Origin of the sequence: Lysobacter sp. GCM10012299 (genome assembly GCF_042649405.1) — a bacterium.
Taxonomy (GTDB): domain Bacteria; phylum Pseudomonadota; class Gammaproteobacteria; order Xanthomonadales; family Xanthomonadaceae; genus Lysobacter_J.
Window position 1 is genome coordinate 351,385 of the sequence record NZ_JBHRZC010000004.1, and the last position, 26,517, is coordinate 377,901.

At 66.8% G+C, this 26,517-nt stretch carries 20 protein-coding genes, 1 tRNA gene and 1 pseudogene; 8 read left to right on the top strand and 14 right to left on the bottom strand.

The window, feature by feature from the left end:
• The first annotated feature begins 11 nt into the window (after positions 1-11).
• The 3 genes from rnd (at position 12) to ACFOPO_RS12745 (ending at position 2,332) form a co-directional block, all read left to right on the top strand.
• The gene (rnd, locus tag ACFOPO_RS12735; RefSeq protein ID WP_386703584.1) at positions 12-1,118 is read left to right on the top strand and encodes a ribonuclease D; all 1,107 of its coding nucleotides are present in this window, start codon (positions 12-14) and stop codon (positions 1,116-1,118) included.
• A gap of 87 nt (positions 1,119-1,205) precedes the next feature.
• Positions 1,206-2,159 (top strand): formylglycine-generating enzyme family protein, encoded by a 954-nt coding sequence (locus tag ACFOPO_RS12740; RefSeq protein WP_386703585.1) that lies wholly within the window; start codon positions 1,206-1,208, stop codon positions 2,157-2,159.
• 97 nt (positions 2,160-2,256) lie between these two features.
• Positions 2,257-2,332, top strand: a tRNA-Ala gene (locus tag ACFOPO_RS12745).
• Positions 2,333-2,416: 84 nt separating this feature from the next.
• On the opposite strand, the gene ACFOPO_RS12750 is transcribed toward ACFOPO_RS12745, so the two are convergent.
• Positions 2,417-3,331, bottom strand: a complete 915-nt coding sequence (locus ACFOPO_RS12750; protein ID WP_386703586.1) for a LysR substrate-binding domain-containing protein — start codon at positions 3,329-3,331, stop codon at positions 2,417-2,419.
• Between the two features lie 112 nt (positions 3,332-3,443).
• Between ACFOPO_RS12750 and ACFOPO_RS12755 the strand changes: the two genes are divergently transcribed.
• Positions 3,444-4,520, top strand: a complete 1,077-nt coding sequence (locus ACFOPO_RS12755; protein ID WP_386703587.1) for an alkene reductase — start codon at positions 3,444-3,446, stop codon at positions 4,518-4,520.
• Positions 4,521-4,563: 43 nt separating this feature from the next.
• Here ACFOPO_RS12755 and ACFOPO_RS12760 read toward each other — a convergent pair whose 3' ends face one another.
• The 5 genes and pseudogenes from ACFOPO_RS12760 to ACFOPO_RS12780 all read right to left on the bottom strand — a co-directional run.
• Positions 4,564-5,202, bottom strand: a complete 639-nt coding sequence (locus ACFOPO_RS12760) for an AAA family ATPase (RefSeq protein WP_386703588.1) — start codon at positions 5,200-5,202, stop codon at positions 4,564-4,566.
• A 10-nt stretch (positions 5,203-5,212) separates the two neighbouring features.
• The gene (locus ACFOPO_RS12765; protein ID WP_386703589.1) at positions 5,213-5,569 is read right to left on the bottom strand and encodes a type II toxin-antitoxin system prevent-host-death family antitoxin; all 357 of its coding nucleotides are present in this window, start codon (positions 5,567-5,569) and stop codon (positions 5,213-5,215) included.
• 169 nt (positions 5,570-5,738) lie between these two features.
• Positions 5,739-6,116 carry a hypothetical protein gene (locus ACFOPO_RS12770; protein WP_386703590.1) on the bottom strand — a complete coding sequence of 126 codons (378 nt, stop codon included), beginning with the start codon at positions 6,114-6,116 and terminating at the stop codon, positions 5,739-5,741.
• 33 nt (positions 6,117-6,149) lie between these two features.
• A complete protein-coding gene (locus ACFOPO_RS12775; protein WP_386703876.1) occupies positions 6,150-6,425 on the bottom strand; it encodes an RT0821/Lpp0805 family surface protein in 276 nt (91 codons plus the stop codon).
• Positions 6,399-6,533, bottom strand: a pseudogene (locus ACFOPO_RS12780) (glycine zipper 2TM domain-containing protein); the annotation flags it as partial. The pseudogene ACFOPO_RS12780 and the gene ACFOPO_RS12775, both read right to left, overlap by 27 nt.
• Positions 6,534-6,853: 320 nt before the next feature.
• Here ACFOPO_RS12780 and ACFOPO_RS12785 point away from each other — a divergent pair.
• From ACFOPO_RS12785 to ACFOPO_RS12795, 3 genes are read left to right on the top strand one after another with little or no spacing between them, the layout of a single operon-like run.
• Positions 6,854-8,083, top strand: coding sequence for an efflux RND transporter periplasmic adaptor subunit (locus tag ACFOPO_RS12785; protein WP_386703591.1), 1,230 nt, complete (start codon positions 6,854-6,856; stop codon positions 8,081-8,083).
• Between the two features lie 12 nt (positions 8,084-8,095).
• Complete coding sequence (locus tag ACFOPO_RS12790) at positions 8,096-11,275, top strand: efflux RND transporter permease subunit (protein ID WP_386703592.1); 3,180 nt, start codon at positions 8,096-8,098, stop codon at positions 11,273-11,275.
• Positions 11,275-12,681 carry an efflux transporter outer membrane subunit gene (locus tag ACFOPO_RS12795; RefSeq protein WP_386703593.1) on the top strand — a complete coding sequence of 469 codons (1,407 nt, stop codon included), beginning with the start codon at positions 11,275-11,277 and terminating at the stop codon, positions 12,679-12,681. The genes ACFOPO_RS12790 and ACFOPO_RS12795 overlap by 1 nt, the downstream gene beginning before the upstream one ends.
• A gap of 34 nt (positions 12,682-12,715) precedes the next feature.
• Here the strand turns inward: ACFOPO_RS12795 and ACFOPO_RS12800 are convergent, their stop codons facing one another.
• From ACFOPO_RS12800 to ACFOPO_RS12810, 3 genes are all read right to left on the bottom strand, one after another.
• Positions 12,716-13,324, bottom strand: coding sequence for a transposase (locus ACFOPO_RS12800; protein ID WP_386703594.1), 609 nt, complete (start codon positions 13,322-13,324; stop codon positions 12,716-12,718).
• A 281-nt stretch (positions 13,325-13,605) separates the two neighbouring features.
• Positions 13,606-16,416, bottom strand: coding sequence for a protein kinase (locus tag ACFOPO_RS12805; protein ID WP_386703595.1), 2,811 nt, complete (start codon positions 16,414-16,416; stop codon positions 13,606-13,608).
• Positions 16,417-16,428: 12 nt separating this feature from the next.
• The gene (locus ACFOPO_RS12810) at positions 16,429-17,034 is read right to left on the bottom strand and encodes an ECF-type sigma factor (protein ID WP_386703596.1); all 606 of its coding nucleotides are present in this window, start codon (positions 17,032-17,034) and stop codon (positions 16,429-16,431) included.
• A 229-nt stretch (positions 17,035-17,263) separates the two neighbouring features.
• Here ACFOPO_RS12810 and ACFOPO_RS12815 point away from each other — a divergent pair, with 229 nt between their 5' ends.
• On the top strand, positions 17,264-18,262 hold the full coding sequence (locus ACFOPO_RS12815; protein ID WP_386703597.1) for a serine hydrolase domain-containing protein: 999 nt from the start codon (positions 17,264-17,266) through the stop codon (positions 18,260-18,262).
• Here the strand turns inward: ACFOPO_RS12815 and ACFOPO_RS12820 are convergent.
• The 5 genes from ACFOPO_RS12820 to ACFOPO_RS12840 form a co-directional block, all read right to left on the bottom strand.
• Positions 18,259-18,951 (bottom strand): M15 family metallopeptidase, encoded by a 693-nt coding sequence (locus ACFOPO_RS12820; RefSeq protein WP_386703877.1) that lies wholly within the window; start codon positions 18,949-18,951, stop codon positions 18,259-18,261. The genes ACFOPO_RS12815 and ACFOPO_RS12820 overlap by 4 nt on opposite strands.
• Before the next feature lie 26 nt (positions 18,952-18,977).
• Positions 18,978-20,552 (bottom strand): serine hydrolase, encoded by a 1,575-nt coding sequence (locus ACFOPO_RS12825; RefSeq protein WP_386703598.1) that lies wholly within the window; start codon positions 20,550-20,552, stop codon positions 18,978-18,980.
• Positions 20,542-21,795 carry a diaminopimelate decarboxylase gene (gene lysA, locus ACFOPO_RS12830; RefSeq protein ID WP_386703599.1) on the bottom strand — a complete coding sequence of 418 codons (1,254 nt, stop codon included), beginning with the start codon at positions 21,793-21,795 and terminating at the stop codon, positions 20,542-20,544. Before lysA ends, ACFOPO_RS12825 begins: the two co-directional genes overlap by 11 nt.
• Before the next feature lie 96 nt (positions 21,796-21,891).
• A complete protein-coding gene (locus ACFOPO_RS12835) occupies positions 21,892-24,837 on the bottom strand; it encodes a TonB-dependent receptor domain-containing protein (RefSeq protein WP_386703600.1) in 2,946 nt (981 codons plus the stop codon).
• Between the two features lie 38 nt (positions 24,838-24,875).
• On the bottom strand, positions 24,876-26,291 hold the full coding sequence (locus ACFOPO_RS12840) for a transglutaminase-like domain-containing protein (RefSeq protein ID WP_386703601.1): 1,416 nt from the start codon (positions 26,289-26,291) through the stop codon (positions 24,876-24,878).
• Between the last annotated feature and the right edge of the window lie 226 nt (positions 26,292-26,517).

A 26,517-nucleotide genomic window follows, 5' to 3' on the forward strand; every position in this document is an offset into this window, starting at 1 on the left:
ACCATCCCCACATGCCTGTCGCCTGGATCACCGACCCCGCCGCCCTCCGCGCCCACTTCGACAGCGCGCCGCCGGCGCGGATCGGACTGGACACCGAGTTCATCCGCGAGCGCACTTTCTGGCCGCAACTGGCACTGGTGCAGATCGCGATCGAGCGCGGCGAAGACGAGCCGCAGATACTCCTGATCGATCCGCTCGCGCCCGGCATCCTCGCCGCGCTGACGCCGATCCTCGCCGACGAATCCATCGTCAAGGTGATGCACAGCCCCAGCGAAGACCTGGTGGCTTTCCGCCATTCCTGCGGCGTGGTGCCCAAGCCCTTGTTCGACACCCAGCTCGCCGCCGCACTGGCCGGCATCGGCGCCGGCCTGGGCTACCAGAAGCTGGTGGAGCAACTGACCGGCATCACTCTGGCCAAGGGTGAAACGCGTTCGGACTGGCTGCGTCGCCCGCTGTCGCCGGCCCAGCTCGAGTACGCCGCCGACGACGTGCGCCATCTGTTCGAGATGCACGACCAGCTGCAGTACCGGCTGCAGGAACTCGGCCGCAGCGCGTGGCTGGTCGAAGACGCCGCACGCACCGTGATCAACGCCGAGAACGAAGGTCCGGAACGCTGGCCGCACGCGACCATGCGCAGCGCCCAGTTCCTCGAACGCGACGCACAGCTGCGCCTGTTGCGCCTGCTGCGCTGGCGCGACACCTACGCGCGCGACAACGACCGCCCGCGCAACTGGATCCTCGACAACGAATTGGCCGTCAACCTCGCCCGCAACCCACCGATGGACCGCGCCGGGCTGCAGCGTGATCTCGATGCGCACCCGAAGGCGCCGCGCAAGCTCGGCGATGCAGTGTGGGCTGCCTTGAACACCCCGCTGCCGGATGAAGCCGACGCACCCGACGCCAACCAGGGCGACAACCGCGACAAGCAGCGGCTGCGGAAGCTGCAGGACGCGGTAGCGGCGCGCAGTGCCGAGCTGGGATTGCCCGATGGCGTGCTCGCCTCGCGGCGGTGGCTGGAGGCGTTGCTGGATCGCGGTGAGTGGCCGGATGCGCTGTCGGGCTGGCGGCGTGAGGCGCTGGAGGCGGGGATCGGGCCGTTGCTGGCCGGGCAGGACTGAAGTCAGGGTGCCCTCTGGCCAGATGCGGCCACTGTCACTGGCGGTTACATTCAATCCAGAGCCCTGACCAGCCAACAGCGTGCGCACATGCGTAAGAAGGTATGGTGTTTCATCCTGCTGCAGCTGTTCGTTGCTGCCGCGGTCGCGGCCCCTCCGTTGGCGACGAAGGAGGCCGTGCTCGACGCAATGCGCCGGGGTGAAGCGGGGGTGACCTTCCAGGAGTGCGCGCAATGCCCGGTGATGGTCATCGTGCCGCGCGGACGCTTCCAGATGGGGTCGCCAGATTCCGAACCCGGGCGTGGAAAAGACGAATCACCGCTCCACCAGGTGTCCATCGACTACACACTTGCGGTCAGCGTTTACGAAGTGACCCTGGCGCAGTATCGCGACTTCACCGCCGCGTCCAAGCGGACGGTCGGTGGCGACTGCATAACCGACCGGGTGAAGACTGGCGACTGGCAACCAAACGCCGCCACGACCTATCTGGATCCGGGATTCCCGCAGGAACCGAACCATCCGGTGGTGTGCGTGAGCTGGGAGGACGCTCAAGCCTACGTTGACTGGATCAATGTGCAGACAGGTGGCGGCTATCGTTTGCCCACCGAAGCGGAATGGGAGTACGTGGCGCGAACCGGCAGCCAGCGCGCATATCCATGGGGCGACAGCGCGGACGACGGCTGCAAGGACGCCAACAATGCCGACGCGAACTTCGCGAAGAAGTATCCGGACGCGACGGTGGCTCGCTGCGACGACGGATCACGGAACACGGCGCCTGTCGGTCGCTATCGGCCCAATGCGTTCGGGCTGCATGACGTGATGGGAAACGTCAACGAGTGGACACTCGATTGCGGCGCGCCCGATTACCTGCACGCACCCACCGATGGCAGTGCGCAACTCGCGAGGGGATGCGACAGGCGCGTGACCCGCGGAGGGTCCTGGGGCACGACGGCGAAGGACACCCGGTCCGCAAACCGGATGCGGTATTCGGCCGGCGCCAGGGACGACTCGATCGGTTTCCGCCTGGTACGGGTCAAAGAATGATCGAGCGGGGCTCGCCAGGCCCCGCATTCCGCCATTTCCGCCCCGGCCGCCGGCCGCCTTGGCAGCCGCGCTTTCCTGACGCTAGAATCGGCCCCATGGGGCGGTAGCTCAGCTGGGAGAGCGTCGCGTTCGCAATGCGAAGGTCGGGAGTTCGATCCTCCTCCGCTCCACCATTTCATCCAGCCAATTCAGCGCGTTACGCCCACGGCGTCACGCGCTGTTTTGTTTGTGCGCCCTGCAGCCCTCGTTGCGCGCAATTACGGCGCAGGCGCCTTCGCGATCTGCATCGCCACTTCACCGATCAACGCCCGCAACCACTGATGCGCCGGGTCATGTCGATAGCGCACATGCCAGGCCATCTCGGTCGGGAACGTGCCCAGGTCGACTGGTGCCGGTAGCACCTTCAGCCGTGCGTCGCCAGCGAGGTGCCGGCAGATCTGCATCGGCAGCGTGGTGCAGTAGTCGGTCACCGCGAGCATCTCCGGGATCGCCAGGAAGTGCGTCACCGAGACGGCTACGTCGCGTCGCAATCCCTGCCGCTCAAGCGCCTGGAACAAACCGGCACGGAGTCGGCCGGCCGGCAGCACGTTGACGTGCTTGAGCTGTTCGTACTGTTTCCTCGACAGGCGCTTGTTGACCTGTGGGTGGTCGGCGCGCACGACGCAGGCCAGGCCGTCGTCCATCAGGTGTTGCACGACCAGGTTGTCCGGCGGGTCGACGATGCGGCCCAGGACCATGGCCGTTTCGCCTGAGATTGCGCCGGTTTCGGCGAGGTCGGTGCCGTACGGCGTGAGGCGCAGGCGGATGCCCGGTGCGCGCTCGCGCAGTCGCGCCACGATCGCCGGCACCAGCACGAACTCGACGTAGCTGTTCGGCGCGATGGTGAACAGTCGCTCGGCCTTCGCCGGGTCGAACCCCTGCTGGCCCAGGATCAGTTCGTCGAGCCTGGCCACCGCCGCGGCGATGCCCGGCGCCAGTGACTCGGCCTTCTGCGTCGGCTGCATGCCGTAGCGCTCGCGGATGAAGAGCGGGTCCTGGAGCATGTCGCGCAGCCGGACCAGCGCGTTGGAGAGCGCCGGCTGGGTGATGCCCAGCCGCGCGGCGGCGCGCGTGACGTTGCGCTCCTCCATCAGGGCCAGGAAGACCGGCAGCAGGTTCAGGTCGTATCGCATCCAGACATGATGCTCCTGAATATCTGAAATTCAACAAATAAATTGGATGAATTAGTCGGCAGGTCGCATTGTTCTTTCCAACGCACCACGGTGCATCCACTGGAAAAACGCCATGTCCACCGACCTCCTCTTCTCCCCCACCCGCATTGGAGCCATCGACGTCGCCAACCGGATCGCCATGGCGCCGCTCACCCGTTCGCGTGCCGACATGGACGGCGTGCAGACGCCGCTCGCGGTCGAGTACTACCGCCAGCGTGCGTCGGCAGGCCTGATCATCACCGAGGCCACCAACATTTCGCGCCAGGGTCGCGGCTACGCCTACACGCCGGGCATCTACACCGATGCGCACGTCGCTGCCTGGGCGCCCGTAACCAAGGCGGTCCACGATGCGGGCGGCAAGATCGTCGTGCAGTTGTGGCACGTCGGCCGCATGTCGCACGTCAGCATGCAGGCTGACGGCGCTGCGCCGGTGGCACCTTCGGCGCTCCAGGCCGGCGGCAACGTGTTCACGGAAGCCGGCTTCGAATCGCCCTCCATGCCGCGCGCACTGGAAACCGACGAGATCGCCGGCATCATCGAGGACTACCGCAATGCCGCGCGCAAGGCCAAGGAAGCAGGCTTCGATGGCGTCGAGGTCCACGCGGCCAACGGTTACCTGCTGGAGCAGTTCCTGCGCGACAGCACCAACCAGCGCCAGGACCGCTACGGCGGCTCCATCGAGAACCGCGCAAGGCTGACGCTCGAAGTCGTCGAGGCCGTCGCCGAAATCTGGGGCGCCGATCGCGTCGGTCTGCGACTGTCACCGCTGTCCACGGCGATTGGCGATACGGCGCTCGACAGTACGCCGATGGAAACCCACGAGTACCTGATCCGACGCCTCGGTGAAATGGGCCTGGCCTATCTGCACGTGGTCGAGGGGCAGTTGCACGGCGACAACGGCGCCGTCGACATCAAGGCGTTGCGCGCGGCCTTCAACGGCAAGTACATCGCCAACAATGGCTATGACAGGCAGCGCGCCATCGAGGCGACGGCATCGGGTCACGCCGACATGGTCGCGTTCGGCAAGCCGTTCATCGGCAATCCGGACCTGGTGGAACGCCTGCGCGGGAATGCGCCTTTGCTCGAGGCGCCAGCCACTTCGTACTTCGGCGGTGGAGCTGCCGGTTATACCGAGCTCGCTGCCGCGTGAAGCATGATGCCCCGGGACCGCGAGATTCCGGGGCCTTGCCTCGCTATCGCCCACTCAACAGCAACGCCGCCTCCAGCAGGGGCTTCGCCCATTCCGGCGTGCGCTCCAGCGAGGCCAGGTCATCCGGCCAGACCAGCTTTCCGGCCACCATCTCGGCGACCAGCACCGGATCCGGAATCGCCTTGGCGCGCGCAACCTCCACGCTGTTGTCGTACACCTGCAGGTGCGCCAGGTCCGGCATGAGCGCGATCAGGTTTTCCAGCGCGGCAGGGTAACGCTCGCGGATCTTCGCTTCGGGAATGTCATGGCCGCCCACGGCGACGCGTGCTTTGACGCGGGCAATGTGCTGCTCGGGTGACGAGAGGCCGCAGAACCACATCAGCACGTCATGCGTGCGCGCTGCCGCCTTGATCCTCGCCGGCACGGTGCGTCCACCGAGCGTTGTTTCGAATGCGTAATTGCGGCCGCGTTCAAGCGCCTCGTCCAGGCGTCGCATGCCTTCCTGCCATGCAACGGCATTGGCCTGGCCCTGCTCGTACCCGCCTTGCGCGATCAGTTCGCGCGCGAAGGTGTCGGGGTTGAACCAGCCCAGTCCCGCGCGTTCGAGCAGGTGACCGCCGACCGAGCTCTTGCCTGCGCCGTTGACCCCGGCGAGGACATAGAGCACGGGACGACGCTTCAATGGCTCGCCCTCAATGGCTCGCCCCGGCCTTGACCTTGCCGCGCAGCCTGGCCGGTCCGTGCATCAGTGCGCGCAGGCGGTCACCGGCGTCGGCTTCCTGCAGCGAGGCGAGGCGCTCATCGAAGCGGTGGCGCAGCTCGTCGAGGGCGGAGTCGCTCTTCGCTTCGGCCTCGTGCAGGGCACGGATCATCGCGTCGTACTCCTCGGCGGGGATGATCACCGCCTCGGGTTCGTTGTGGTTGGTGACCACCACCTTGCCCATGCGGCCGACCGCCTTCATCACGCCGCGCCAGCCGAGCTTCTTGACGTCCGAGGCGGGCGTCCGGGGCAGGTCTTCGATTGCGTCGAGCTTGAGGGTCTGGGCCATGGCGCCGCTCCACGAGGGGGACTTGGGTGAAATATACCCTTTTTACCCATTTTGGCCAGTGCCCTGCCCCACGACGCTCCGGCTGCCCCCACAGACGAAAGCGCCACGGCATGCCGCAGCGCTTTCAGGTTTCATGCCTCATCACGCATCGTCCGGCGATGCAGCCGGCTTACTTGCGCTTTGCGATCTCGTTGCGATCGATCGAGCCGTCGGAGTTGGCATCCATCACCCCGAAATCGTTGTCGGTGAAGACGTCGATCTCTTCGATGGTCAGGAAGCCGTCCTTGTTGCTGTCGATCTTGTCGAACTTGCTCGGGTCCGGTGCGGACGCCAGTTCGGCGCGCGACAGTTTGCCGTCGCCATCGCCGTTGCCGTCGTAGAGCAGCACCAGCTCCTGGACGAAGCCGCCGTACTCGTTGCGATCAACCTTGCCGTCGTGGTTGGCGTCGGCAGCATCGAAGCGCGCGGGCGCGGCATCGGCCTTGACCTGCGCGAACGCCGGCGTGGCCGCGGCCACGAGAAGGAGGAGGATTAGCCTGGTCATCATGATGGTGACGCCTCTGTGGTTGCCTGCGTGGACTCAGCCCACATCCCATTGTCCGTTGGATTTCTTGCAGGCAGTGCCGGTCGTCTCGTCGACCGATTCGCCACCCACGCTCAGGCCACGACGGAAGTCGCGGCAGACGCGCCCATCTGACATCCGCTTGGTGTTGAGGGCGACGAAGTAGCCGGCCTCGTTGGTGCGCGGGTCGGCCCAGGTGATCTTCTGGCCGGAGGCACCCTGGTTGAGTGCACGCTGCGCGGCGTCCTTCTCGTACTCGGACTTGGCGTGCTTCTTGTAGAGATGGTCGCCGATGAAGCCGCCGGCCACGGCACCGGCCGCGGTCATCAGTGCCCTGCCCGTGCCGCCGCCAAACATGTTGCCGACCAGGCCGCCCACCACTGCGCCTGCGACCACCGAGCCGGACTGCTTCTGGGTTTCGCGCGTACCCGGGTCGGTCGCGCAGGCCGCAAGCGTGAGCGTGAGTGCCAATACGAAGACATGTTTCATCGCCGTCCCTCTCCCTTTGCCACGCGGCCACCACGGCGCTGTGTCGGGGGCAATCATCCTCGGTGCCCGTGAACTGGTTGTGATAACCGTCACGTGGCTGAGTGGGCCGCAGGCGCTGCCCAGCGGCCCCGGTTCGTCACAAGACTATTGCATGGACTCTGCTGGTATCGCCGAAGGCGCGAGGGTGAATCACTGGGGCCCGGTTTCGCCACGTCGACTTCAGGGTGGAAATCATGACCATCGCCGTTGCGGACGTAACCCTGCACGTATCCGCCGCTGGCAGGTCCACGCGGCCGCACGGTGTCACGCTTGCGCTCGCAGTTGCAGGCCTGGTCGCCCTGGCAGGTTGCGGCAAGAAGGAGCCACCGTCGCCGCCGGCGGTACCGGTCAAGGTCATGACCGTGCTGCAGCAGGACACGCCGCTCTTCGAGGAATTCGTCGGCGAGGTCAGCGGTTCGCGCCAAGTGTCGCTGCGCGCGCAGATCACCGGCGTGCTGATGGGCAAGCACTTCGACGATGGCGCGCTGGTCACCGAGGGACAGAAGCTCTTCACCATCGATCCGCGCTCACCGTTGGCCGAGCAGGCCAATGCGCGCGCAGGCCTGGCCGCCGCCCGCGCCGACCTCGCCCGCGCCCGCCAGGACGTCGCCCGCTACGGGCCCCTGGTCAAGGAAAACGCGATCTCCAAGCAGATCTACGACAACGCCGTCGCCGCGATGCAGGCCGCCCAGGCGCAGGTCGCGGCCAACCAGGCGGCCGTCGACCAGGCCTCGCTGGGTGTCGAGTACGCCACCGTCACCGCGCCACTTACGGGTCGCATCGGCGCCGCGCAGGTGTTTCCCGGCGACCTGATCACCGCCGGCACCACCGTCCTGGCCGAACTGTCCGAAGACGATCCGGTGTGGGTGTACTTCAGCATCAGCGAAGCCAAGCTGCTCGACTACGAACGTCGCTACCGAGGCGGCACGCCGCACGCCGACGATCCGATCCGGCAGGTCAGGATGACGCTCAGCGACGGCACCGAGTACAAGCTGCCCGGCATGATCATCTTCGCCGACCGCGCACTGGATACGCGCACCGGCACGTACCGGCTGCGCGCCGAGTTCCCCAATCCACAGCACATGCTGTACCCGGGTCTGTTCGCACGCATCCAGGTGCGCGCCGACCAGCGCAAGGGCGCGCTGCTGGTGCCCGATCGTGCGGTGGTGCAGACGCTGGGCAAGTATTTCGTCACTACGGTGGGCGCCGACGGCAAGGCGCTGCAGGTACCGGTGACACCCGGCCCGCGCTATGGCGGACTGTGGGTCATGGACAAAGGTTTGAAGCCCGGCGACACGGTGGTGGTCGAGGGCGTGCAGAAGGCACGACCGGGCGTGCCGCTGAAGGTGACGAAGGTGACGTACGAGCAACTCCAGGCGCCGCCGGCCGAAGCGCCGCCGCCCGGTGGCCCGGCGAAAGGCTGAGGGGCGCACGCCATGGCGCGCTTTTTCATCGATCGCCCGGTATTCGCCATCGTCATCTCGCTGTTCCTGGTGCTGGCCGGAACGCTGGTGATGATCGGCCTGCCGATCTCGCAGTTCCCCGACATCGCCCTGCCCAACGTCAAGGTCACCACGCTCTATCCGGGCGCCAGCGCGGACGTGGTCGAAGACGCGGTCACCGCGCCGCTCGATACCCAGATCAACGGCGTCACCGACATGAAGTACATCAAGTCGGTGTCCGGCGACGACGGCTCCACGTCCATCTCGGTCACCTTCGACCTGGAACGCGACGTCGACATCGCCTCGGTCGAAACGCAGAACCGCGTCGCCCAGATCCAGCCGCGCCTGCCCAGCGAGGTCAACGACATCGGCGTGACGGTGGCCAAGAGCTCGCCCGACACGCTGATGTTCATTTCGTTCTATTCGCCCAAGGGCAGCTACGACCAGCTGTTCCTCAACAACTACCTCTACAACTACATCCTCGACACGCTCAAGCGCGTCCGCGGCGTGGGCGAGGCCAAGGTCTACGGATCCGAGTTCGGCATGCGCCTGTGGCTGCGTCCGGACAAGATGGCCACCCTCGGCCTGACCACTACCGACGTGGTCAACGCGATCCAGGAACAGAACAAGCAGGCCGCGGCCGGCCAGGTCGGCCAGCCGCCGGCCGATTCCCCCAGCGGCTTCCAGTACTCACTGCGACTGCAGGGCCGCTTGGTCGAGCAGTCCGAGTTCGAGGACATCATCCTGCGCTCGCTGCCCGATGGCTCGTATATCCGCGTGCGGGACATCGCCCGGGTGGAGCTGGGCGCGAAGGACTACAGCACCGTGGCCAAGTTCAACGGCCAGCCGGCGGCGGCGATGAGCATCGCCCTGGCGCCAGGCGCGAACGCGCTGGAGACGGCCGAACTGATCAATGCCGAAGTGAAGCGGCTGGCGGAGAGCTTCCCGCAGGACCTGGCCTACGACGTCACCTATGACACCTCGCTGTTCGTGGTGGCGTCCATCGAGGAGGTCGTGCACACCTTCGTCGAGGCATTGATCCTGGTGCTGATCGTGGTGTTCCTGTTCCTGCAGAGCTGGCGCGCCACGCTCATCCCGATGCTGGCGGTGCCGGTGTCGCTGATTGCCACGTTCATCGCGTACCAGTTCCTCGGCTTCTCGATCAACACGCTGTCGTTGTTCGGCATGGTGCTGGCCATTGGCATCGTCGTCGACGACGCGATCGTGGTGGTCGAAGCGGTCGAGCACATCATGGAGCACGACAAGCTCCCGCCGAAGGAAGCCACGCGCAAGGCCATGGACGAAGTGTCGGGGCCGGTGGTGGCGATCGCCCTGGTGCTGTCGGCGGTGTTCATCCCGATGGCCTTCGTGCCCGGCGTGACAGGCCAGCTTTACAAGCAGTTCGCGTTGACCGTGGCGGTGTCCACGCTGTTCTCGGCGCTGGTTGCGCTGACCCTGACGCCGGCGCTGTGCACGCTGCTGCTCAAGCCCAAGCAGCCCGGTCCGCCAAAGGGGCTGATGGGCCGGTTCTTCGCCCGCTTCAACCACTACTTCGAACGGCTCACGTTCCACTACAGCGGCGTGGCCAAGCGCGGCACCGGGGCGCTCAAGCACATCGTGGTGATGATGCTTGTGCTGCTGGTCGCCCTGTTCCTGCTGTTCCGCATCACCCCCACCGGCTTCGTCCCGGACGAGGACGTCGGTGCGTTCTTCATGCAGGCGATCCTGCCCGACGCGTCCTCGACCAAGCGCACCGACAACGTGGTCAACGAGGTCAGCGCAAAGCTGCGCAAGCTCGATGGCGTCGATGCGGTGCTCGGCATCACCGGCTACGACATCATCTCCGGCACCGCCGCGCCCAACGCGGCGATGATGGTGGTCAAGCTCAAGCCCTGGGAGGACCGCCAGGAAAAAGAACAGCAGGTCAACGCGCTGATCCAGAAGGCGATGGGCATCGGCATGCAGACGCCGGAGTCGATGGCGATCGCGTTCAACCCGCCTGCCCTGCCCGGCTTCGGCTCGGTGTCGGGCTTCTCGATGATGCTGCAGGCGCGCGATGGCCAGACCGCGGAGGAGCTGGCGGAGACGGCGGCACAGTTCGTCCAGGCCGCGCAGAAGCGGCCAGAGATCGGCCGCATCACGACGACCTACTCGGCATCGACGCCCAACTACCGCATCACCGTCGACCGCGAGAAGGTGAAGAAGCTCGGCATTCCCATCTCCGACGTGTTCGGCACGCTGCAAGTGTTCCTGGGCAGCCTGCAGGTGAACGACTTCACCCGCTTCGGCAAGAACTACCGCGTCTCGGTCCAGGCCGATGCGGAGTTCCGCCGCGACATCTCCACGCTGTCCAAGCTGTTCGTCCGAAATGGCAACGGCGAGATGGTGCCGCTGGACACCGTGGTGACGGCCACGCCCGGCATCGGCCCGCGCTTCACCATGCGCTACAACCTGTATCGAAGTGCCGAGATGACCGGCTCGCAGGCGCCGGGCTACAGCTCCGGCGATGCGCTGCAGGCCTTGCGCGAAGTGGCGGCCGAATCGCTGCCGGCCGGGTACGGCTACGAGTGGTCGGGGCAGACCGCCGAAGAGGTCGAGGCCGGCAATGCGGCCGCGATGGTGATGGCGCTGTCGGTGGTGGTGGTGTTCCTGTTCCTGGCGGCGCTGTATGAAAGCTGGGCGGTGCCGTTTGCGGTGCTGCTGGCCACTCCTTTTGGCGTGCTGGGCGCATTGATCGCGATCCTGCTGGCCCACCTCGACTTCAACGTCTACGGACAGATCGGCCTGGTGACGCTGATCGGCCTGGCGGCGAAGAACGCGATCCTGATCGTGGAGTTCGCCAAGCTCTACCGCGAGGGCGGCATGTCGATCCACGACGCCGCGATGGAGGCCGCCAAGCTGCGCCTGCGGCCGATCCTGATGACCTCGTTCGCCTTCATCCTCGGCGTGGTGCCGCTGGTGCTCGCCTCCGGCGCCGGCGCTGCGTCGAAGTTCTCGGTCGGCACGGTGGTGTTCGGCGGCATGCTCACCGCCACCTTGCTGGCGGTGCTGGTGGTGCCCGCGCTGTACGTGCTGATCCAGAGCCTGGCCGAGCGCTTCGGCGGGCCGCCGAAGTTCAAGGAGGGCGCAGCGCCATCGGCGCCGCATGCGCCGTCGGAGGGAGGAGCGCACTGATGCGTGCTGCCGCCCTGCTCATCGGCGTGTCGATCGCCCTCACCGGCTGCATGCTCGGCCCGAACTACTCGCGGCCGGACCTGGAATTGCCGGTGCAGTACCGCGCGCCGTTGACCCAGGCCGAGGCGCGATCGATTGCCGACGTCGCCTGGTTCGACCTGTTCCGCGATCCGCAATTGTCGGCGCTGATCCGCGAGGCGATCGACAACAACCTCGACCTGCGCCAGGCGCTGTCACGCGTCGAGCAGGCGCGCGCCAACGCCAAGTTCGCGCGCGGATCGCTCGGCCCCGATATCCGCGGCACGCTGAGCTCCAGCCCTTCGGCCGGCAGTGGTGACGACGACACGGTCTATTCGGCCGGGCTGTCGCTGGTCTGGGAGATCGACCTGTTCGGCAAGCTGCGCCGCGGCAGCGAGGCCTCGCGTGCCAACCTGCTCGCGACCGAAGACGCGGCGCGCGGCGTCATGGCGACGCTGGTGACGCAGGTCGCGTCGACCTGGCTGTCGTTGCGCGAGCTGGACGAGGAGCGCGCGATCATCGAGCGCACCATCACCAGCCAGGAAGAATCGCTGCGCCTGATCCGTGCGCAGCTGCGCAGTGGCGTGGCCTCGGGCGCCGAGGAGCAGCAGGCAATCGCGCAGCTGGCCACGACGCGCGCGCAGTTGCCCTTCACCGAACAGCAGATCCTCGCCACCGAGAACCAGTTGGCGCAGCTGCTCGGCCGCTTTCCGCAACCGATCGACCGCGGCAGCCCGATGGCCAATGGCGGCATGCCCGATTCGCCTGACATTCCCACCGGCCTGCCGACCGAGCTGCTCGATCGCCGTCCCGACGTGCGACTTGCCGACAACCAGTTGCATGCGGCGACTGCCCGCGTCGGCGTTGCCGTCGCCAACCGCTTCCCCTTCCCCACCATCGGCCTGAGCGCGCTGTTCGGTCGCACTGCCGTCGACCTCAGCGACCTGGGCTCGAGCAGTCGTTCGCTCGGCATCAATTCCTGGGGTCCGTACGTCGACCTGCCGATCATCGACTTCGGTCGCGCCGGCGCCAATGTCGACCTCGCCCGCGCGCAGACCGACGAGGCGACGCACGTCTATCGCCAGACCGTGCTGCAGGCGCTGGTCGAGGTTTCCAGCAACGTCAGCGCGTACGAGAAGTCGGCGAGCATCATCAGCGCCAACGAAGAGAGCACGGCCGCCAACCGCGAGAACCTGCGCCTGCAGCGCCTGCGCTACAAGGCCGGCGTCAGCAGCTACCTGGAAGTGCTCGACGCCGAGCGGCAACTGCTCAGCTCCGAGCTCAACCTCGCCCGCGCGCGGCTGTCGCGCCTGACGTCCTACATCGACGTTTACCGGGCCCTGGGCGGTGGCTGGTCCGACGAGGAACTGCAGCGCATCTCGCAATGATCCGGACCTGACGTACCGGCCACCCGCCCATGGCTCACGGTCGCATCACGTCCCCCCTGCGTCGCCGCTGCCTGGACTTGGACACCTCGGCCAGATAGCGATTGTGCCGCTCGAGCAGCAGCCGTCCGGGCCCGGTGCTGTCGCCCATCGCCGCCGCCACGCGCGGCCAGATGCCGGCGCTGGACCAGCGGATGAAGCGCACGTAGACGCTTCGCCAGGAGCCACGCTCGCGCGGCAGGTCGCACCACACGCAGTCGGCGCACACCACCCACAGCACCGATTCGATGAACGGCCGGATGCCCTGCGGTCGCGACAGGCGTCGCCCGCCCTGCATCGGAAACACGACCTGCAGTACGTTGGCCCACTGCGCTTCGGTCAGGAAGGACTGTTCGGCGAACCGCTCGGGATGGTCGGCATCTCCCCATGCCGACTCCGAGCGCACCACGATGCGTGTTGCGCCGCGTCCGATCTGCGCATGCACGTGCTCGGCGGATGCATCGACGCGCGCCGCCGCCTGCATCAGCAATGCGCGCACGTCCGCTGCGACGTTCAAGTCGCCCGGTGCGGTGTCGGGTGCTATGTCGATGGCCACTTCGACCCTGCCGGGCCCGGCGATGCGGTCGTCGCGATTGATGCGCAGCACTATTTCCTGCAGCGCCGGACCGCCCCCTGCGTCAACGGGCGCCTGCTCGCTCGCCTGCTCATCGATTGCCCCGATTTCGTCCAGATCCGTTCCGCTTGACCCGCGTCCCGGCCGCCCCGGATATCCGGTCGCGCCCGGTGTGCACTGCACTGCTGATGCCATGGCCGCCTCATCTATGCCGGTCCGCCTTCGCGACCGCGTGCGCCGTGATTGGCGCACTCACCATCAATCGCGGAACGGCCGGCAAACGCGACACGACGTCGCGAAGCGGTCAGCCCTCGTCAGTCGGCAACGCGCGACGCCTTGCGCGCGTACTCGCTGGCCAACAGGACGTTGCCTGCCCGCTCTTCGACCTCGGCCAGCGCGAGGTAGGCGTCCGACAAGCTCTTTCGGCGGGCGTGGGACGAAGCCGAGCGCAGTTGCCTGGCGACGGCCAGCAGGGTCGTCCGTGCCGGGCCGATGCGCCCCTGCGCGAGGATGGCGCGACCAAGATGCACGCCCGTGGCCAACGTCATCGCATGCAACGCACCGCGCGAGCGGGTCAGCTCGTCGCGGGCAGTGCGCAGGGCCGCGACGCCTTCGTCGACCTTGCCGGATCGATACAGGGCGATGCCAAGCGTCTGCCGCGGATAGCCCGCGGGCAGGTGCACGCTGGTGAGCACCGCAATGGCCCGGCGTGCGAACTCCGCTGCCTCGAAATGGCGGCCGAGGCCTTCGGCGGCTTCGGCGATCAGCGCGTCCATCGCTGGCACGGCGTAGCCCCGCTCGCCCATGATCGCCACCACGGCCAGGCGCGCGCGGATGGCTCCGTCCAGGCACTGCTGATAGCGCCCGTAGGCGCACTGCGACCGCGTCAGCCCGACCTGCGCGGCCACGGCAAGGTTGCTGCTGGACTGGTCGAACGCCGCCGCTATCCGCAACGCCTCGAAGAAATCACGCTCGGCAGCGCCGTGCTGGCCCAGTTCCAGCTTCAGCAGCCCGCGGTGGATCAATGGCTGCACCACGCCCATGCTGTGCTCGCCATAGACCTCGCTGCGGAATGCGAGCGCACCGTCGATGAGATGGCCAGCCAGCTCCAGTTCGCCGGTCTCGATCAGGAACTCGATGCGGAAGCGGCGGCGCAGGTCGGCCTCGCGCGGGTCGACCCGGGCGGCAACGGCTTCGCTGCGCTGGAATATTTCCTCCGCCCTGTCCGGAAGGTTGAGGACCTTCCACTGCACGAAAGCCTGGCGTACCAGCACGTCCAGCAGCGGCAGCGGGTCGCTGGCAGCGACGCGTTCGGCAAGCGCCCTGGCGTCTTCGTGGCTGCGCATGCCCTGGTGGTAGTGGGCGGTGACGATCTGGATGTCGCCGCGCAACCGCAACAGGTTCGATCGCAATGCCTGGGCCCGCGGCGTGCGGTCATGGCCGATCCATTCCAGCGCCTGGGCGATCAGCGCCTCATCGAAGCGGCCCAGCAGGAAAGACGACGTCGCCAGCTGGTAGGCAGACGTGCCGCGCGCCACCGGGCCGATCTCCGTCGACTCGACCGACAGCGCTTCGCGGAACAGCTCGACCGCGGTGCCGTCCTCGCCCATCGTGGCGTAGTTCTGGCCAATGGTGGTCAGCAACCGGAAGCGCAGCTCCGGGTCGTTGCGGAAGACGATGCGGGCGCGCTGCGCTCCGCGTTCCAGCAGTTCCCTCGCCGTCGTGCCACTGTCATTGCCGCCCAGCGGCATCGCCGAGGTGAACAGGCGTTCGAGGAATACCGTTGCCGCCTCCGCGGTGATGGCCTCGCGATGGGCACGCCTGGCCTCGATTGCCGCCTGTCGCGCCTGCCAGAGTGTCGATGCCGTGCCCACCAGCATCGCCACGGCGAGTGCGAACAGCATGGCCACGCCGACCCGGTTGCGCGAGACGAACTTGCCGGCGCGGTACCACGGCGTATCCCGTCGCACGCTGACCACGCCACCGGACAACCAGTTGCGCAGGTCGTCGGCAAGCGCCGCAGCCGATCCGTAGCGCCGCTCGGGCTGGTAGACCAGGCACGAAGCGACGATGGCGTCGAGGTCGCCGGACAGCGCCTCGCCCAGCGACTGCGGGTCGTGGCCACGCTGGCTGGCCGACTCGAGCGAGGCCGTGGCGCCTGCCTGCGCGAGCGAAACCATGTTGTCCAATCGCTCGCGCATCGATGCGCCCGGCACATCCGCTGCCATCAACCGGTACGGCAGTGCGCCGCTCAGCAGCTGGTAAAGCAGCAAGCCGAGCTGGTAGATGTCGGATGCGGTCGTGACTTCGTTGCGTTCGATCTGCTCGGGGGCGGCGAACTGGGGCGTCATCACCTCCGACTGCGGCGACTGCGCGTGGACGCTGGCACCGTCGAGCCATTCGGCGATACCGAAGTCGAGCAGCTTGACCCGGCCCTCGTCGGTCACCATCAGGTTCGATGGCTTGAGATCGCGGTGCACCACGCGCTGCCCGTGCGCATGGCTGATGGCATCGACCGCCTGGCAGAACAGCTCCACGCGCCGGCGCAGGCCCAGCCGGCGCGCGTCGCACCAGGCGGTCATCGGCTGGCCGTTGACCAGCTCCATCACGTAATAAGGTGCGCCACATGCACTCATGCCGCCATCGAGGACCACCGCGATGCCGGAGTGACGCAGTTGCGCGAGGATCTGCCGTTCGCGAAGGAAGCGCTCGCGCGCGGTGGGCGTGTCGAGGCCGAAACGGATCAGTTTCAGCGCGGCGTCCTGCTCGAACGCGCCATCGGCGCGGGTCGCGTGGTACACCACGCCCATGCCGCCGCGGCCGATGACCGAACGGATCCGCCAGGCGCCGATGCGCTTGTCGATCAGCTCCGGAGTGACATCCTCCAGGCCTTCGGACCGCAGCAGCGCACGTAGCAGCGCGCCGGCGTCGCGATCGAGGATGGCGCAGCCGCCGGCGGGTTCGTGGTCGTTGTCGAGCAGGCTCTCTACCCGTTCGCGCAGGCGCCCGTCACCTGCGCACGCCCTGTCGAGGTACGCCGCACGCGCGGTCGGCGGCAGGTCCATGGCCGCATCCAGGATGGTGAGCGCACGCCGCTGTCGTTCCAGTTCGGATGCGCGGTCCATGCCGGTGCTTCGTCAGCGTCCGTCACCGGACGACAGCGCTGCGCCGAGGAACGCCCGCGCCTTGCGCCAGTCGCGCTGCACGGTGCGCACGGTGACGCCCAGGCTTTCGGCGATCTGCGCTTCGCTGTAGCCGCCGAAGTAGCGCCACTCGACCACCTGCGCCAGGCGCGGGTCGACGTCCCCCAGCATCCGCAGCGCCGCGTCGAGGGCGAGCACGCCGGCCGCTTCCTGGTTCGGATCGACGAGGTTCTCGGTCAGGGTGACCTGCGCCATCTGCGCGCCGCGCTTGTCGGTGCCGGCCCGGCGGGCGTGGTCGATGATGATCTGGCGCATCGCCCGTGCCGACAGCGCGAACAGATGGTTGCGGTCGCGCGGGTCGATGTCGGCGTTGCTGAGCTTGAGGTAGACCTCGTTGACGAGGACCGTCGGCGTCAGCGTGTTGTTGCGGCTGCCAAGGTGCCGCCGTGCGTGCCGTCGCAGCTCTTCGTAGATCGCCGCATAGGCGCGGCCCAGGGCGCCGGCTTCGCCGCTGCGCGCGGCACGCAACAGGGTTTCCAGCGCATCGCCGGGCGGCGGTCGCGCGGGTTGGTCCACGGTTCCATCGTGTGTGTCATCCATGCGCTCATCCATGAGCATCGCCTCGAACTCAGACGGAGGGGATTGTGGTGGCAGCGCCACCGCGCTGCAAGTTCGACCCGGCACCGCGATCGCGGCAGGAACGACGACCGTTCATTTTTTCCTGCCGTGCCGCTACGATCAGCCGATGCGCATACTGGCTTGGCTGTCTGGAACTTTCCTCCTGCTCGCCGGCTGTGCGATCACTGGCTGTGCGTCCTGGGAGCACACGATGAAGCCGCACGCGACCCTGCAGGAAGGCGTCGACGCCCTGATGCGCGACTACGACGGGCAGGTGCCCGGCGCCTCGGTGCTGGTCCTGCGTGACGGCAAACCGGTGGTGCGCCGCAGCTACGGCCTGGCCGACCTCGCGTCCGCCACCGCGGCGAGCCCGGTGACCAACTACCGCCTGGCCTCGGTGAGCAAGCAGTTCACCGCCGCGTCGATCCTCCTGCTCGCGCAGGACGGCCGCCTGCGACTGGACGATCCGGTGCGGCGCTGGCTCCCGACCCTGCCCGACGCTGCCGCTGCGGTGACCATCCGCCACCTGCTCACGCACACCTCCGGTCTGGTCGACTACGAAGACGTGATGGACCCGGCCAGCCAGGTACAGGTGCACGACGCGGACGTGCTGCACCTGCTGGAAACGCAGGACCGCACCTACTTCACCCCCGGCAGCGATTACCGTTACAGCAACAGCGGCTACGCGCTGCTGTCGCTGATCGTGGAGCGTGCATCGGGCCAGCGCTACGCCCGGTTCCTGCACGACCGCATCTTCCAGCCGCTGGGCATGGACGGCACGGTCGCCTACGAAGCCGGCGTATCGGAAGTCGCCCATCGCGCCTACGGCTACAGTTTCGAACAGGGCCGCTGGCAGCGCACCGACCAGAGCACCACCAGCGCGGTGCTCGGCGACGGCGGCATCTACTCTTCCATCGACGACCTCGCCCGCTGGGATGCGGCGCTCTACGACGAGCGCCTGCTGCGCAATGAGTCCTTGCAGGCCGCCTTCACCCCGGCCACGAAGACCGACGATCCCGATGTGCAGTACGGCTACGGCTGGCGCATCACCGGCGAGACGCTGTGGCATTCCGGCGAGACGATCGGCTTCCGCAACGTGATCGTGCGCTATCCAAAGCAGCACGTGACGGTGATCGTGCTGACCAACCGCGACGATCCGGAGCCCTATGCGCTGGCCAAGCAGATCGCCGGGCTTGCGCTGAAAGACTAGCGGATCGGCACGTCGAAGAAGACCGTCGGCGCCGGCTCGGGGTTCAAGGTGAAGTGCCACCACTCCATCGGGTAGTTGCGAAAGCCCGCGCGTTCCATCGCTGATCGCAGGCGCTGCCGGTTCTCGCGCTGGCGGGCATCGACCAGCGCCGAGTCAGTGTTGGCGCGGGTGTCGAAGAAATCGAATGGCGTGCCCATGTCCAACGGTACGCAGCCGTTACCGTCGGCCGCACACTGCAGTACGGTCAGGTCCACGGTCGCACCGCGGCTGTGGCCGGAGGTCGGCGAGATGTAGTCGCCCAGCAGCTGCCGCTTGTCGAGCCGCGGGTAGTACTCCGCCTTCGTGCGCTGGTCGTCCAGGTCGCCAGCCCAGGCGACGAAGTGACGCACCGCGCGTGCCGGTCGATAGCAATCGAACAGGCGCAGGCGCATGCCCTGCTGGCGCAGCGCCAGTTCGGCCTGCTGCAGCGCCTTGGCCGCATCGGTCAGCAGGTAGCAGCGCGCCGCTTCGTAACCGTCGACCTTGGCGCCGACGAAGTTGTTGCTGCCGGCGTAACGCAGGTCCAGGTCGATGTCGGGCACCAGCGTGCGGACGTCTACCATTCCTGCCTCTTCCGGTGTACTGGCGGCGGATATCCGCATCGTCGCGGACGGCGCGCAGGCGCTGACCGCCAGCGCGGCCACGAGCATCCCTGCCTTGCCCACGACGGACGGCCTCAATCGCACCCGCGAACCCGCTCGAAGGCCAGGTCCTCGAAGTCGTAGCTGAAGTCAGCGTCGGGATCGACCTTGGACATACGCATCTGCGTGCCTTGCGGGAAATCCAGCCATGCCTCCGCATCGACGCTGTCGTCGTCCCAGTTCACCAGCATCCGCTTGCCCACGCGCTGGACGATGCCGGTCAGCATGGGCGACTTGCTCGCACGCAGGCGTGCGGCGTCGCCGTCGCGGCACAGCGACACTTCGCCAAACCACGGGTCGCGGTAGACGCCCAGGCGCGATTCCAGCTCGCCTGGCTTGACCGCCTTGCGCTTCGAAGTGTCCGGTGCCTTTTCCGTGGCCGGGCGCTTGGCGTCCTCCTGCGCGAGCAGATCGGCGTAATGCGCCACGGTCAGGGATGGATCAGGGCGTGTGTAGCGCTTGACCAGCACCTGGCCCAGTACGGTGCGCGCCTGCTCGCCCTCGCCGTTGATGAGGATGACGAAGCCGGTGCGCTTGTCGGGCAGCAGCGTCACCATCGAGTACATGCCCATCAGCGTGCCGGTGTGCGAGACCTTGAAGGTGCCGTCGACGTCGGCCAGGCGCCAGCCGTAGCCGTAGGCGGAGAAATGGCTGTTGTCCCACTCGCGCATGCGGCGCGAAAGCGGCATCGGCATCTGCGGCGCCCACAGCGCTTCGCGCTGCTCGCGCGACAGCCAGGGCTTCTCGCCTTTGCCCTCGCCCACCGGCTTCAGCCAGTTGCCCACCCAGGCCAGCATGTCGTCGAGGCTGCAGCGGATGCCGCCGGCCGGGTCCATGGTCGTGGCGGCGATCACGTCGCCGTCGCTGCGCACCGGGATGTTGCGATCGCCCTGGCGCATGTGCGGCTGGGCGACGTTGCCGATCTCGTCGCGACGCCACTGGCCGACCTGGCAACGGCGCATGCCCAGCGGTTCGAACACCTCGCGGCGCACGAGTTGCTCGTACGGTGCGCCACCGGCCGCTGCGGCGACTTCGCCGGCGACGATGTAGAGGAGATTGTCGTAGTCGTAGCCGGCGCGGAAGCTGCGCTGCGGCTTCAGATAGCCAAGGCCGTGGATGATGTCGGCGCGGGTGAAGGTGTTGGGTTCCGGCCACAGCATCAGGTCGCCGGCACCCGCGCGCAGGCCGCTGTTGTGGATCAGCAGGTCGCGCACCTGCATCTCGCGGCCGACCCAGGGGTCGTACATGCGGAAGTCCGGCAGCCAGCGCACCACCGGGTCGTCCCAGTGCAGCTTGCCGGCATCGACCAGGCGCGCCAGCGTCGCGGTGGTCATCGACTTGGTGTTGGAGGCGATCTTGAACAGCGTGGCCGAGTCGATCCTGCGGCCTTCGCCTTCGACCAGTTCGCCGGCCGTGCGTGCATAGACGACCTTGCCGTCTTCGACGATGCCCAACGCCAGGCCAGGCAGCCGGTAACGGGCGACGACCTGGTCGAACACGGCATCAACCTCGGCCCTGGTGGCGCGGCCCTCGTCGGCACGTACGGTAGGCACCACCGCAAGCAGCAGCGCGAGCAGGCCGCACCGCATCACCATCACGTCAGGCTTCATTCCACACCTGTGGCAGTTGTTCGCCGGCCATCATCTCGGCCATGGTCTGGCGGCGGCGGATCACGGCATGGCGGCCGTCGTCGAGCAGTACTTCGGCGATCAGCGGGCGCGAGTTGTAGGTCGACGCCATCGACATACCGTACGCGCCCGCGCCGCCGATCGACAACAGATCACCCGCCTGACAGCGTGCCATGGCGCGGCCGCGGGCGAAGGTGTCGCCGGTCTCGCAGACCGGGCCGACGACGTCGTAGCTCGCGGCCTCGCGTTCGTCCAGGTGCAGCGGCACGATGTCGTGCCAGGCCTCGTAGAGCGAGGGACGCAACAGGTCGTTCATCGCCGCATCGACTACCAGGAAGCTGCGGTCGCTGCCCGGCTTGACCCGGATCACCCGCGTCAGCAGCACGCCGGCCTCGGCGACCAGGTAGCGGCCGGGCTCCAGCACCAGCGTGCCCTGGAACTCGGCGAACACCTCCCGCACCAGCGCCGCGTACTCGGTGGCCGGAATCGGATGGTCGACGCCCTTGCGGTAGCACACGCCCAGGCCGCCGCCGATGTCGACGCTGGACACCGGATGTCCCGCATCGACCAGCTCGCGGCGGAAGGCTTCCACACGGGTCAGCGCTTCGCGGAACGGCTCGAGGTCTAGGATCTGCGAACCGATGTGGGCATGCAGGCCGTCGAGCAGCACGTTGCTCATCGAGCCGGCGTTGGCGAACCAGCGACGGGCTTCGTCGATGGAGACACCGAACTTGTTCTCGGACTTGCCGGTGGAGATCTTTGCGTGGGTACGCGCGTCCACGTCGGGATTGATGCGCGCTGCAGCGCGTGCGCAGACGCCATGGCGCTGCGCCACTTCCTGCAACAGCTGCAGCTCGTCCAGCGACTCGACGTTGAATCGCCACACGCCCACGGCCAGTGCCGAGGCGATCTCCTCGGTGGTCTTGCCGACGCCGGAGAAAACGATGTGCTCGGCCGGAATGCCCGCCAGCAGCGCGCGATTGAGCTCGCCGAGCGAAACGATGTCGGCACCCACACCGTGGTGCGCCATCAGTTGCAGGATGGCGACGTTGGAATTGGCCTTCACGGCATAACAGATGCGGTGATCCAGGCCCTGGAACGCCGACTGCAGGCCGGCAATGCGTTGCCGGATCGCGGTCGCGGAGTAGGCATAGAAAGGAGTAGGCAGCCGCGCTGCCAGGGCGTGCAGGTCCACGCCGTCGAAAATGTGCATCGTATGGGTCATTGCCCGGTCAACTGGCGGCGTCATCGACCGCGCGCCGTTCGGTACGCGGTCAGGCCGGAAAACGGGCGGCCCTGGAGCGGGCCGCCCGTGCATTGCTCAGAACTCGTACGACAGGATGAACTGCGCGTAGCGCGGAGACTGGTACTGGGTGCCGTTCAACCAGGTCTCGCCGACGCTGCCGATGCCGTTCTCTTCCTCGCGGGTTTCATCACGCTCAAGCACGCGCTGCTGGTTCGTGAGGTTGTACAGGGCAAGCTTGGCGTTGAGCTTGTGCTCGCCGAAGGACTTGCTGTAGGCGATGCTCGCGCCCAGCGAGTACACCCACGGCAGGCGGTCGTAGGCACCGCGCCTGGACAGGCGGAACACGCGATCGGCCGGATCGTCCGCGTCGCAGTTGGCTTCGCAGATGTAGTGGCTCAGGAACTCCGTGGTGTCGTATGGATTGCCTGCGCCGAACTCGCTGATCGGGCGTCCGGACTGGACATCGAGCGTCGCGCCCACCGACCAGTTGTCCGTGAAGGCATATGCACCGCGGAACTTGAACTGATGGCGATGGTCGTTGGGCAGGTAGCCGTAGCCGCCCTGGGCCACGAACGGGTTGTCGAACGCTTCGGTGCGGCCGCTGTCGGCGAAGTCCGTGTCGGAGTTGACCGGGCCTTCGGCGTTGCCCTTGCTGTAGGACAGCGTGTACGACGCGTTGAACGCCCACTTGTCATCCCACGCGCGATCGAGCACGAATTCCAGGGCACGGTAGGTGCGCTTGGCCTTGTCCCAGCCGATCGTGATCGGGTTGCCGTTCTCGTCTTCGCCCAGCAGCCAGCCGGTGCGGGAGGTGTCGATCGTCGTGAACGCGTCGGCCTCGTCGTCGCAGTCGGTATCGGCCCAGATGGTCACGTCCTTGCCGGGATTGGCCATGACGAAGCTGTCCATCTCGCAGAAGCCGTTCCAGGTGATCTCCATGTCGTCGATGGCGTCATGCAGCTTGCGGTAGATGCCGCGCACGCCCCAGGACCAGGTCTCGTTCAGCATCGACTGGTAGCCCAGGATGTACTCGTCCTGGTAGACCGGATCCATGTCGGCATCGACCTCGCCACGGAAATCGCCAACCTGGCCATTGCCCTGCGAGTCGTCCACCGTGCCGATCTCGGCACCGAGGATCGGCTGCGGAACCTGTTCGCCCGTGGTCGGGTTGGTGAGCGTGGTGAAGCCGTTGAACAGATAGAAGCGGCGTGCATCCAGGAACGGACCGGCCTGCTTGATGTTGATGACGTTGGCCACCGGCAGGAAGTAACGACCGGCGTTGCCGAACAGCTTGGAGCGACCGTCGCCGACGAAGTCCCACGCAAAGCCGAAGCGCGGCGCGATCATGTCGTCCATCTTGATGTAGCTCTGGCCCTGCGCGTCCTTGTTGTCGAACTTCTCCCAGCGCACGCCGAGGTTCAACATCAGGTTGTCGGTGATCTGCCAGTTGTCTTCCAGGTAGTAGGCTTCGTTCTCGGTCTCGAACGTGCCCTGGTTGGCAACCTGGCGGGTGCGGACGTACGCGGTCGGGCCCGGCGGGATCAGCACGCCGTTGACGCGGCGGCCACCGGGGATGTTGCTGATCTCGTAGCGCAGGCCGTCACCCGGGTAGACGCTGCTGTACTCGGAGGTGTTGTTCTCGTGGTCGGCGCCGAAACGCACGTTGTGGTCGCCCAGGTTCCACTCGAAGTCGATGCGGGCCGCTTCGCGGTCGTCGGAGCGGTCCACCACCGAGGTGTTGGCCGTGCAACCGATGAAGTCGGCGTTGACGCGGCGGTCCTGGACCAGGTTGCAGCTGCTGTCATTGAGGCTGTTGACCGAGGCGGTGCGCTCGTTCTCGCCGTAGAGCACCTTCATCGACAGGTTGTTGGTCAGGTAGCCGGTGTAGGTCAGCGCCCAGTTGTCGCCGCCGCTCTTGTTGAACGTGCGGTTCTGCTGCGCCTCGCGCTGTCCGGTCACGTGGTCGAACGGATAGCTGTCTTCGGTGGTGTCGTTCTTGTCCGAGAACGCAAGCAGCTCCAGCTGGTGGTTGTCGCTGATCTGCCAGTCGAACTTGGTGCCCCAGAAGTCGTTGTTGCCCTGGTCGATGAACAGCGTCGAGCCACCGTCGTTGGTGTTCTGCGAATCGAGGTCGCGCTTCTCGTAGATGCCGAAGAAGAACAGCTTGTCCTTGATGATCGGACCGGACGCCCAGACCGCATACGTGTTCTGGTCGGAGTCGTCGTACTTGCGGATGAGGTCCGGATGGTCCTCACCGTCGGACTGGCCGATGCCGTCGATGACGATGTCGGCGCCGGCGTGGAACTCGTTGGTGCCCGAACGGGTCACGGCGTTGATGACGCCACCGGTGGTGCGGCCAAACTCGACCGAGTAACCGCCGGTCTTGATCTGGAATTCCTGCAGGAACGAGAACGGCAGCGACGAGAAGCCGACACGGTTGTAGAAGTCGGTGACGTTCAGGCCGTTGATGTAGACCGAGTTCTCGGCCACCGACGAGCCGCCGAACGAAATGCCGCCGAATTCACCACGATTCACGCCCGGGGCCAGGGTGGCCACGTCGGTGATGTCACGCGGCACCGGCAGGCGCGCCACTTCCTGGCGGGTGATGTTGGTGGCCGATTCGGTCGAGGTCACGTCGACCGGCGAGATCACGCGCGAGCCAACGACCTGGACCGTCGCCAGGTTGGTGGCGCCGGCTCCCAGGTTGTAGTTGGTGGCATTGCCCAGGCTGATGTCGACCTCGGCCGCCTGCCCTGCGGGCTCACCGGCGACGCTGGATTCCAGCGTGTAGTGGCCGACCGGCAGGAACGGGAAACGGTAATTGCCCTGCTCGTCCGCGCGCACGGTGCGGGTGAAGCCGGTGGCCGGATTGCGCACCGTGACTTCGGCATTCGGCGTGGTGCGACCCACGAGCGAGCCGTCCGTGTTGGCCGCATGCGCACTTTGCAGCGACAGCGCCGATGACAGGCACATGCCCATGGCTATACACAACGCGGTCCTACGCAACCCTTTACTGTTCATGTCCCCTCCAGCGATGAAAAGTGATGCCTCGCGTGCGCTCAACCGCCCGCAGTGGCGCTCGGCAGTACGTGTGCCTCAAAGGTGTAGTCCCACTGGTCGAAGTAGAGGTTTCCCCCTTGCCACTCCACTTCGCCGCGTTGTGAGTCCACGGTTTCCGATCGGAAATGCTGCTTGCGCGGCACCAGGTCGGTGCCGTAGTCGTCGTTGAATGCGATGCGGTAGGCATCCAGCCCGCCGAGGTAGAACCACTCGACGCCCGGATCGCTGGCGCCCTTGAACTGGCCGGTGGTGACGTCCATCGGCACCCAGCCATACGGCGCCAGGTACATGAAACCCCAGTCATGCAGGTTGTCGTACTTGCCGTCCGAATAGACCATGCCCGACTGCCAGCGCGCCGGGATGCCGTTGAGGCGCAGCAGCGTCATCAGCAGCAGCGTCTGCTGGCCGCAGTCGGCGTGGTCGGAATGCAGCGCGTAGTGGCTGATGTTGGTGATCGTGGAGTACTCGCGGGCGCCGCCCCACGGAATGCCGTCGACCGCCGAATAGAGCTTCTGCGCGATCCGGTACGGGTTCTTTTCGTCGCCGACCACCTTCTTCGAGAACGCGCGGATGTCGTCGCTGAAGACGATGTGCGGCGGGCGCTCGGCCAGGTACGGCGCCAGTTCGGCGCTGTTGCCGGTGGCGACGACCTTGGCCGGATCGATCTGGTGGACCTGGCCGAAGATGGTCAGTTCATAGGTCACCGAGAACTTCGTCGGCGTCGCCTTGACCGCCGGCTGCTGCATGTAGACGGTGCGCTGCAGTGTCGATTCCGGCGCGGTGACGTGCTTGGCCGGTGCGCTGGAGACCAGCTGGATGTTCTCCTGCTGCCCGGCGATCGCGCGCGGGTACGGAATCCACGCACGAACGACTTGGCCGGCCGGAACCGCGTCGGCATTGACGATGATCGACTGGGTGACGCGGACACGGCGCGGGGCAACGCTGCTCTTGCCGGTCGACCGGGCCTGCGCCAGCGCTTCGTCGTGGTAGGGGTTGGCCGATTCCATCGGCCCGTCGTTGCGGGTCGCTGGCGTCGCGCGCCTGGCCGTCGCCTCCGGACTGACCCGGAACAGGTTGGAGACCGAGCGGCTGAAGTAATAAGGAACGCCGTCGATGACCATGTGCTCAAGCTGGTTCGAGGCCTTCCAGCCTGCGAACTCCGCGTCGGTCATGTCCGGGATCAGCTCGCGCAGCTTGGCCTTCGCCTCAGGCTCGGTGATCGGAAAGTCCAGGCGGATGCGCCGCATGCGCTCGCGCTGGAATTCCAGGGCCTGGCGCGCTTCCGCGCTCATGTCGGGCTGGGCCAGCGCGCTGTCGATCGCGGCGTTGGCCTCCTTGAAGTGGCCGGCATCGATGCTCGCCGTCACCTCTTCGACGGTGTCGCCGGCCCGTCCAGCCAGGGCTGCGGAAGTCATCAGCGAAACCCACAGGACTGACACAGCCAGCGCGCGCAGCTTGCGCTTCCGAGGGGTCTTGCGTTCGAGCGAAGGCGAAAGACTGTCCACGTGCAGTCGACCCAAGGGGTGCCGTTTCACGACTGTGTAACATGACTGGAGTACCCGGTCAATAATTTATTCTTGACTAAAGCCAGAAATGAAGTATGTATTCTGACCCAGTCGGCTGCCGCCTTCCGCCCGGTGG

Bases quoted from the DNA above. Each gene is read 5' to 3' on its own strand.
- rnd (WP_386703584.1), top strand. From the start codon at position 12: ATGCCTGTCGCCTGGATCACCGACCCCGCCGCCCTCCGCGCCCACTTC.
- ACFOPO_RS12740 (WP_386703585.1), top strand. From the start codon at position 1,206: ATGCGTAAGAAGGTATGGTGTTTCATCCTGCTGCAGCTGTTCGTTGCT.
- ACFOPO_RS12750 (WP_386703586.1), bottom strand. From the start codon at position 3,331: ATGCGATACGACCTGAACCTGCTGCCGGTCTTCCTGGCCCTGATGGAG.
- ACFOPO_RS12755 (WP_386703587.1), top strand. From the start codon at position 3,444: ATGTCCACCGACCTCCTCTTCTCCCCCACCCGCATTGGAGCCATCGAC.
- ACFOPO_RS12765 (WP_386703589.1), bottom strand. From the start codon at position 5,569: ATGGCCCAGACCCTCAAGCTCGACGCAATCGAAGACCTGCCCCGGACG.
- ACFOPO_RS12770 (WP_386703590.1), bottom strand. From the start codon at position 6,116: ATGATGACCAGGCTAATCCTCCTCCTTCTCGTGGCCGCGGCCACGCCG.
- ACFOPO_RS12785 (WP_386703591.1), top strand. From the start codon at position 6,854: ATGACCATCGCCGTTGCGGACGTAACCCTGCACGTATCCGCCGCTGGC.
- ACFOPO_RS12790 (WP_386703592.1), top strand. From the start codon at position 8,096: ATGGCGCGCTTTTTCATCGATCGCCCGGTATTCGCCATCGTCATCTCG.
- ACFOPO_RS12795 (WP_386703593.1), top strand. From the start codon at position 11,275: ATGCGTGCTGCCGCCCTGCTCATCGGCGTGTCGATCGCCCTCACCGGC.
- ACFOPO_RS12805 (WP_386703595.1), bottom strand. From the start codon at position 16,416: ATGGACCGCGCATCCGAACTGGAACGACAGCGGCGTGCGCTCACCATC.
- ACFOPO_RS12810 (WP_386703596.1), bottom strand. From the start codon at position 17,034: ATGGATGACACACACGATGGAACCGTGGACCAACCCGCGCGACCGCCG.
- ACFOPO_RS12815 (WP_386703597.1), top strand. From the start codon at position 17,264: ATGAAGCCGCACGCGACCCTGCAGGAAGGCGTCGACGCCCTGATGCGC.
- ACFOPO_RS12820 (WP_386703877.1), bottom strand. From the start codon at position 18,951: ATGCTCGTGGCCGCGCTGGCGGTCAGCGCCTGCGCGCCGTCCGCGACG.
- ACFOPO_RS12825 (WP_386703598.1), bottom strand. From the start codon at position 20,552: ATGAAGCCTGACGTGATGGTGATGCGGTGCGGCCTGCTCGCGCTGCTG.
- lysA (WP_386703599.1), bottom strand. From the start codon at position 21,795: ATGACCCATACGATGCACATTTTCGACGGCGTGGACCTGCACGCCCTG.
- ACFOPO_RS12835 (WP_386703600.1), bottom strand. From the start codon at position 24,837: ATGAACAGTAAAGGGTTGCGTAGGACCGCGTTGTGTATAGCCATGGGC.
- ACFOPO_RS12840 (WP_386703601.1), bottom strand. From the start codon at position 26,291: ATGACTTCCGCAGCCCTGGCTGGACGGGCCGGCGACACCGTCGAAGAG.